Source organism: Bacillus sp. LR_5 (assembly GCF_042709275.1).
In genome coordinates, this window is sequence record NZ_JAVAXX010000671.1 from 1 (window position 1) to 801 (window position 801).

Annotated in this window: 1 protein-coding gene; it reads left to right on the forward strand. The window is 42.1% G+C overall.

What is annotated here, in order from left to right:
• Window positions 1-745: translation elongation factor Ts (gene tsf / locus RAC86_RS39410; protein ID WP_377887039.1), on the forward strand; the 745-nt coding region annotated here is incomplete at its 5' end.
• Window positions 746-801: the final 56 nt, after the last annotated feature.

The window sequence follows — 801 nt, forward strand, 5'->3', positions numbered from 1 at the left end:
AAAAGCAGCGAAAAAAGCTGACCGTATCGCAGCAGAAGGTTCTACTCTTATTAAAACTGACGGCAACAAAGGCGTTATCCTAGAAGTAAACTCTGAAACTGATTTCGTTGCGAAAAACGAAGGCTTCAAAGAGCTTCTTAACACTTTAGCTGACCACCTTCTTGCAAACACGCCAGCAGATGTTGAAGAAGCAATGGGTCAAAAAATGGAAAATGGCTCAACTGTTGAAGAGTACATCACAAGCGCAGTTGCTAAAATCGGTGAGAAAATCACTCTTCGCCGCTTTACAGTTCTAACAAAAGACGACAGCTCTGCATTCGGTGCGTACCTTCACATGGGCGGCCGCATCGGTGTATTAACTGTTCTCAACGGTACAACTGATGAAGAAACTGCGAAAGATATCGCAATGCACGTTGCTGCAGTTAACCCTCGTTACATTTCTCGTGATCAAGTATCTGAAGAAGAAACAAATCATGAGCGTCAAATCTTAACTCAGCAAGCCCTCCAAGAAGGCAAACCTGAAAACATCGTAGCGAAAATGGTTGAAGGCCGTCTGAACAAATTCTTCGAAGAAATTTGTCTATTAGACCAAGCGTTCGTTAAAAACCCAGATGAAAAAGTGAAACAAGTTATTGCAGCGAAAAACGCTACTGTTCAAACTTTTGTCCGCTATGAAGTTGGAGAAGGCATCGAAAAACGTCAAGAAAACTTTGCTGAAGAAGTAATGAACCAAGTGAAAAAATAATGGTGAAAAGATTTCGCGGCTAAGTCGCGTCTTTTCAGGCAGTATAGGGGACACAT